Source organism: uncultured Campylobacter sp. (genome assembly GCF_938045535.1).
Lineage (GTDB): Bacteria > Campylobacterota > Campylobacteria > Campylobacterales > Campylobacteraceae > Campylobacter_B.
The window spans coordinates 1-5,729 of the sequence record NZ_CALIMQ010000243.1 but is presented as its reverse complement, the minus strand read 5'-3'; the positions used below and the strand labels follow the sequence as shown (position 1 = coordinate 5,729).

At 46.4% G+C, this 5,729-nt stretch carries 7 protein-coding genes and 2 pseudogenes; 3 read left to right on the top strand and 6 right to left on the bottom strand.

Going from position 1 to position 5,729, the window contains the following annotated elements:
- Positions 1–468: pseudogene (locus Q0095_RS07440) on the top strand (hypothetical protein); the annotation flags it as partial.
- Positions 469–666: 198 nt separating this feature from the next.
- Here the strand turns inward: Q0095_RS07440 and Q0095_RS07435 are convergent.
- From Q0095_RS07435 to Q0095_RS07410, 6 genes are all read right to left on the bottom strand, one after another.
- The gene (locus Q0095_RS07435) at positions 667–1,230 is read right to left on the bottom strand and encodes a ribonuclease HII (RefSeq protein ID WP_297882789.1); all 564 of its coding nucleotides are present in this window, start codon (positions 1,228–1,230) and stop codon (positions 667–669) included.
- A complete protein-coding gene (locus tag Q0095_RS07430) occupies positions 1,230–1,652 on the bottom strand; it encodes an RDD family protein (RefSeq protein WP_297882787.1) in 423 nt (140 codons plus the stop codon). Before Q0095_RS07430 ends, Q0095_RS07435 begins: the two co-directional genes overlap by 1 nt.
- A gap of 97 nt (positions 1,653–1,749) precedes the next feature.
- A complete protein-coding gene (gene pyrE / locus Q0095_RS07425; protein ID WP_297882785.1) occupies positions 1,750–2,361 on the bottom strand; it encodes an orotate phosphoribosyltransferase in 612 nt (203 codons plus the stop codon).
- A 3-nt stretch (positions 2,362–2,364) separates the two neighbouring features.
- Entirely contained in the window at positions 2,365–2,922 is a 558-nt protein-coding gene (gene frr, locus Q0095_RS07420; RefSeq protein WP_297882783.1) for a ribosome recycling factor, read from the bottom strand.
- A gap of 101 nt (positions 2,923–3,023) precedes the next feature.
- Positions 3,024–3,554 carry a preprotein translocase subunit SecG gene (gene secG, locus Q0095_RS07415; protein ID WP_297882782.1) on the bottom strand — a complete coding sequence of 177 codons (531 nt, stop codon included), beginning with the start codon at positions 3,552–3,554 and terminating at the stop codon, positions 3,024–3,026.
- A gap of 94 nt (positions 3,555–3,648) precedes the next feature.
- On the bottom strand, positions 3,649–4,344 hold the full coding sequence (locus Q0095_RS07410; protein WP_297882779.1) for a Bax inhibitor-1/YccA family protein: 696 nt from the start codon (positions 4,342–4,344) through the stop codon (positions 3,649–3,651).
- A 130-nt stretch (positions 4,345–4,474) separates the two neighbouring features.
- Between Q0095_RS07410 and Q0095_RS07405 the strand changes: the two genes are divergently transcribed.
- Entirely contained in the window at positions 4,475–5,143 is a 669-nt protein-coding gene (locus tag Q0095_RS07405; protein WP_297882777.1) for a carbonic anhydrase, read from the top strand.
- Positions 5,109–5,729: pseudogene (locus Q0095_RS07400) on the top strand (mechanosensitive ion channel family protein); the annotation flags it as partial. The gene Q0095_RS07405 and the pseudogene Q0095_RS07400, both read left to right, overlap by 35 nt.

Sequence of the window (5,729 nt, the reverse complement as noted above, 5' to 3'; positions counted from 1 at the left end):
ATGATCTTTTATGGAGGAAAGACTTATGATAAGCAAGGTCTGCTTAAGATAGCGAATGAGCATTGCAAAATAAACGATGTAAAATTTCAAAAAACGCTCAAGACTAAAGGGAAGATAGATTATAACGATCGACGAATGCTAGTTGATTGTGACGATAAATTAATATATGAAATACTAAAGCCCGGCGATTCTAGAATTAACAAAACAAATTCTATGGGGGATATTATGATGCTTTTGGAAGAAGTGAAAGAAGCTGTTTATTTGTCTCAGCTAACGCCTGAACAAGAAAAAGCTGAGCTAGGAAAAGAGGCAAAGCTATTACCCTCTACGGTTGAGCTAAATTTTGTGTTAAATGCCGACAAGAGCGTAAGCCTGTCCAATAAATTTAAAATTACTAAAAACGGCAAAGAAGATTCTAATAATAGAATAAGTTCAAAAGATATTCTTTCGGGCTTCTACGAAAGATAACAGGCGCTTATCTCGCGGCTAAATTTGATGAAATTTTAAAATTTAGCCGCCTTTTTTATATCAAAATTTTATTCAAAATTTCAAGTGTGGTTTTAAATTTAAAACGCAAGACCCTCTCTCGTCGTCGATGATAAATTTAAATTTTAAGCTTTATTGCGGCGCACTTTGCCTCGCCTATCAAACAAGCTTGCTGTCGCGTTAATCAAACAGCGAGGGTTGCAGCGATTTGATCTTATAGCTTGCGCGGTGAAAAGGCGTGAGTCCGTACTGCTCGATCGCCGCGATGTGCGCGGCCGAGCCGTAGCCTTTGTTTTGCGCGAAGCCGTATTGCGGGTAGCGCTGCGCGAGCTCATACATCGTGCGGTCGCGCGTGACCTTGGCAAGGATGCTTGCCGCGCTTACTTCGGCGATTTGCGCGTCGGCCTTTACGAGCGTTTGAAGCCCGCGTACGCCGAAGGTTGCGTTGCCGTCGTAGATGATCTGCCCGCTAAAACCCATAAAATACGCGAGAATCTGCTCAAGCGCCGATTTTAGACATGCGCTGAGCCCGATCTCATCGACCTGTGCGCTTGAAATTTCGACGATTTTGTAGCGCGAGCTTTCGATGATCCTAGCGTAAAGCTCCTCGCGGCGTTTTTCGCTTAGCTTTTTGCTATCGGCAAGTCCCGCGATTTCGCGCTGCAGCACGCAGCCAGCGACGCAAAGCGGTCCTGCAAGGCAACCGCGCCCTGCCTCGTCGATGCCGCAAATTTGCCCGCTCACTACGCGTCCTTTCGCACGACGGGCGCTGTCCCGCTTAGTAGGTCGTGCAAGTTGAGCCTGTCTTTGCGAAAAAAGCAGATCAAAAGCCCGATGACGCTAAAGCCCGCAAACACGAAGCATCCAAAGCGCGCTAAGGCTCTAAAGAAGCTTACTTTGCGTCCGCTACGAATGTCGATGAGATAAAGCCCCGCGAGCTTATAGCCCGGAGTCTGGGCGCTGCTGGCGTAAAATACTGCGCAAATAGCGCCGTAAGCAAGCCAGATAAGCGCGATCGCGGCTTGGTTGCGCCACAAAGCCTCTTTCGAGCCCAAGACGAGATAGGTAACGCCGTAGAATAGGGGCATCGCGATGATGAAGAGATCGACGACGAAGGCTTTCACGCGCAGAAAAATCGGTGAAATTTTAGCTTTTTGTTTTGCCATTTTGATCCGTTTTGGATTAAATTTTAAAATTTCGGTGCGCTAAAGCCGAGAGAATAAAATTTAATCTCGCTGCGGTTTGCTAGCAGCAAATCGGCGCCTAGTTTCCGCGACTGCCGGGCTTGATCGCCTTGCTTCCGGCAGCACAAAGCGGGCAGGTCGCGGGCTCGTAAATTTCAAACTCGAAATTGCCTAGCGCAAAAAACGGCTTGTCTGTGGGCAGCTTGGCGCCAGCCTTTGCACTGCTGCCCGCTAAATTTGCAACCTTGCAAAATCCGCGATTGGCAAGCGCGGCAAAGCCCACGACCTCGCCGCCGAGGTTTTCGATGAGCCTGGCGCTCTCAAGAGCCGAGCCACCCGTCGTGATGATGTCCTCACAGATGATAAATCTCTCGCCCTTATGCACTTCAAAGCCGCGGCGCAGGCTCATTACGCGATCTACGCGCTCGGTAAATATGAAACGCTTTTTTGCCGCGCGAGCTAGCTCGTAGCCCGCTAAAATTCCGCCCAGCGCGGGCGAACAGACGCTATCAAACTCCACGCCCGCTTTTTCGATGATAGCGGCGAGTTCGTCTGCGAGCTGTCCCGCGAGCTGCGGATCCTCAAGTACTTTGGCGCTTTGCAGATAGAATTCCGAGTGGTTGCCGCTTGAAAGCAGAAAATGCCCTCGCAGATATGCGCCGCAGTCGCGATAGATTTTTTCTATATTCACAGCTCAAACCTTCAAAAGCTCGGCTTCTTTGGCCTTAACTGCGTCGTCAATCTTGGCAGAGTAAGAGTCGGTGATCTTTTGCACCTCGTCGTAGCCCTTTTTGGCGTCGTCTTCGGAGATCGCTTTGTCTTTTTCGAGCTTTTTGATTTCGTCGTTAGCGTCTTTGCGGACATTGCGAATGCCGATTTTTGCTTTTTCGCCCATCGCTTTAGCCTTTTTGGCGTTTTCTTGGCGTTGCTCGACCGTCATCGGCGGGAAAAAGAGCTTTACGCTCTCGCCGTCGTTAGTCGGATTGGCGCCGATATTTGCCGCTGCGATCGCGCTTTCGATCGCCTTTAGCATCGGTTTTTCCCACGGCGTGATCGAGATCGTGACCGCATCGGTCGAAAGAACGGTCGCGACTTGATTTAGCGGAGTTTGCGAGCCGTAATAATCCACGAAAATATGATCCAGGATCGCCACGCTCACTTTGCCGGTGCGTAGCGTCGTAAAGTCCTTTTTCAAAGCCTCGATAGCTCGATCGCCGTTTGCTCTTTGCTCTTTGTAGATAGCTTCTAGCATTCAAATCCTTTAAATAAAATTTGCGAAATTATAGCGTTAAAAAAATAAGAATAGCATTTAAAAGCGCGGATTTTGCGCTTTTAAATTTTAAAATTTAGAGTTTATTTGGTTGTATTTTGATCTGCGGAAGCGGCGCTCGCGTTGGTATCGCTTACGGCGCTTGATGCTTGCGACCGAGCAGGCGCGCTAGCTGCGGCGGTATCGGTCGCAGGAGCTACGGGCGCTTCGATTTTCATATCCGTCGCATTGGTCTCGCCGCTAATTATGGAATTTGATTCGGTGCTTGCCGGAGCGAAATTAGGCTTTGCGCCTGAAGCTGGGATGGATGGCACGCCAGGGACAGCGTTTGGCACGGATTTAGTAGCATTTGCTTCGATCTTTACGCGATCGACTACGGAAGATTTAGCATCTTGCTGATAGAAATACGCAAGCACGAGTGTATTTATCACAAATAAAATTCCCATCGCGGCGGTAAATTTAGCTAAAAACCCCGCCGGACCCTTCGCTCCGAATAAGCTTTCGTTGCTTCCGCTGTATGCGCCAAGCCCAATAGAAGAGCTCTTTTGCAGCAGAACGGAGATCGTAATTATCACGGCGAAGACGACTTGTAAAACTAAAAATAACGTAGTCACTATAAAACCTTTTGAAAAAATTGAATTTGCGATTATAATAAAAGATTTATAAATTTTAAGTTAAGAGTGCACCGCACGAAGCGGTGCGTAAAATTTAGTCTCTGCTTGCGCCGAAAATTCTTAGCAGCGAAAGGAAGAGGTTGTAGATGTTTAGATACATATCTACGGCAGCCATTATCGGTGAAGTGTAGGTGCCGTTTATAATATTTTTAGTATCGTAGATGATATACATCGAAAAGACTAAAGCCGAAAACGCGGCAATCGCTAGATCAAGCATAGAGCTTTTGAAAAAGAAATAGTTCAAAAGGCTTAGGCTGATAATGGCTATAAGCGATATGAATAGCGGCTTGCCCCACGAATCGAAGCGAGTTTTGGTATTCATCGCATAAACGGTAAGCGCACCGAAAGTCACCGCAGTAGCTACGAAAGCCTGCGTCACTACGCTACCTGCGCCCGCTGCGATATATATAGCGATCAGTTTGCCTATAGTAAGACCGGTAATAAAGGTAAATGCAAAAAGCAAAACCAGCGCGATCGTGTTGGCGCCGCGATTTACGGCTGCTTGCATACCGAAGATCAGCCCCATTAAAACTACCAGATATAAAATCGGATGAAGAGCCAAGCTCACGCCGAAACTCATCGCCACAAAAGCCCCTGCCGCCGCAGCTATCATAGAAGCGGTTAAAAGCGCATAGGTTTGTTTGATAGTCTGAGAGATTCGTCCTTGTTCCAGTGATGCGTCCGATAGCTCATAGCCGTCCGCGTAATTTCGTCTGTCGTATAGACTCATATTTTCTCCTTCTTTTGATTTATGAGCGGGGAGTTTAGCGAAAATTTGGTAAATATATAATTAAAAATTTCCGGAATTCTATCTATTTATGAAAGTAATATATAATTCCCGACTTTTTTAAGGAGAAAGTATGCCCAGCCAGTTAATAAATGGAGCTATTAAATTTATGGAAGAAAATTTTGCCGAGCATGCCGAGCTTTTCGGAAGTCTGGCAAATCATCAAAAACCTCACACGCTTTTTATCGGCTGCTCTGACTCGCGCGTGGTGCCGAGCCTAATTACTTCGACGCTTCCGGGCGAGCTTTTCGTCGTGCGAAATATCGCAAACGTCGTTCCTCCATACCGCATTAGCGAGGAATTTTTAGCAACTACTTCGGCGATTGAATACGCACTATATTCGCTAAATATCAAGAATATCATCGTTTGTGGGCACAGCAACTGCGGTGGCTGCGCGGCGCTGTTTTATGACGCAAAAAAGCTCGAAAAAATTCCAAACGTAAGGCGCTGGCTAAATTTAATGCAGCCTGTAAAAGACGAGGTCGAAAAGCTAAAAGACCTCGGCACCGACAAGCGTGAGTGGATAACCGAGCGACTAAATATTATAAATTCCATGCAAAATTTACTTAGCTTTCCTGGCATCAAATATGCCTACAAAAACGGCGAGATTAAAATTTACGGCTGGCACTACGTCATCGAAACGGGCGAACTATTCAACTACGACGACGAAGGCGCACATTTTACGCTATTAAATAAGGGAATGGATTATGAAAAAATCTATAATCAGCTTTTTAACGATTAGTCTTTTTAGCGCTGCTTTAGCGTTTGCAGACCTCAACACGACCGGTGAGGGAAGCTTTGTAGAGACGAATTCTTCTACTCCAGAGGCAAATCTTACTTTAGAAAACAACAAAACCGAGATCAAAAAAGAAGTCGCTAAAATTCTATCCAAATCCCTCGGTGCGGAGGATGGCAATAAAACCGAAGTAATAAATATGATCGCAGAAAAGGTCGCTAAAACGGAGACTTCGCAGAAAAAAGCTCCTAATGGAGAGACGCTTATCTCTGTAATCAAAGAGATTAAAAAGCTAAATTTGCAGCGTAGCTCCCTGCTTAACGGCGGCGACGCCAACGCGAGCAAAAACGAACTGGACGCCATCGACCGCAATAAAGCTAAGCTCTTTGATCGCCTGCCTTTCGCGATTACGCAGCAGGATATGGATATCGAAAGCATAATGTCGTATGCGCAAAATAAAAAGAACATCCAAACTACGCTCAAAAAATACGCCAAAAAGCAGAGCTCTCCCGAATACGTAAATGCAAGCGCGGATTTGGAAAAAATGGAGATGGCAGAGATCTTTTATACCTCGCTTATGAAAATTGAGGAT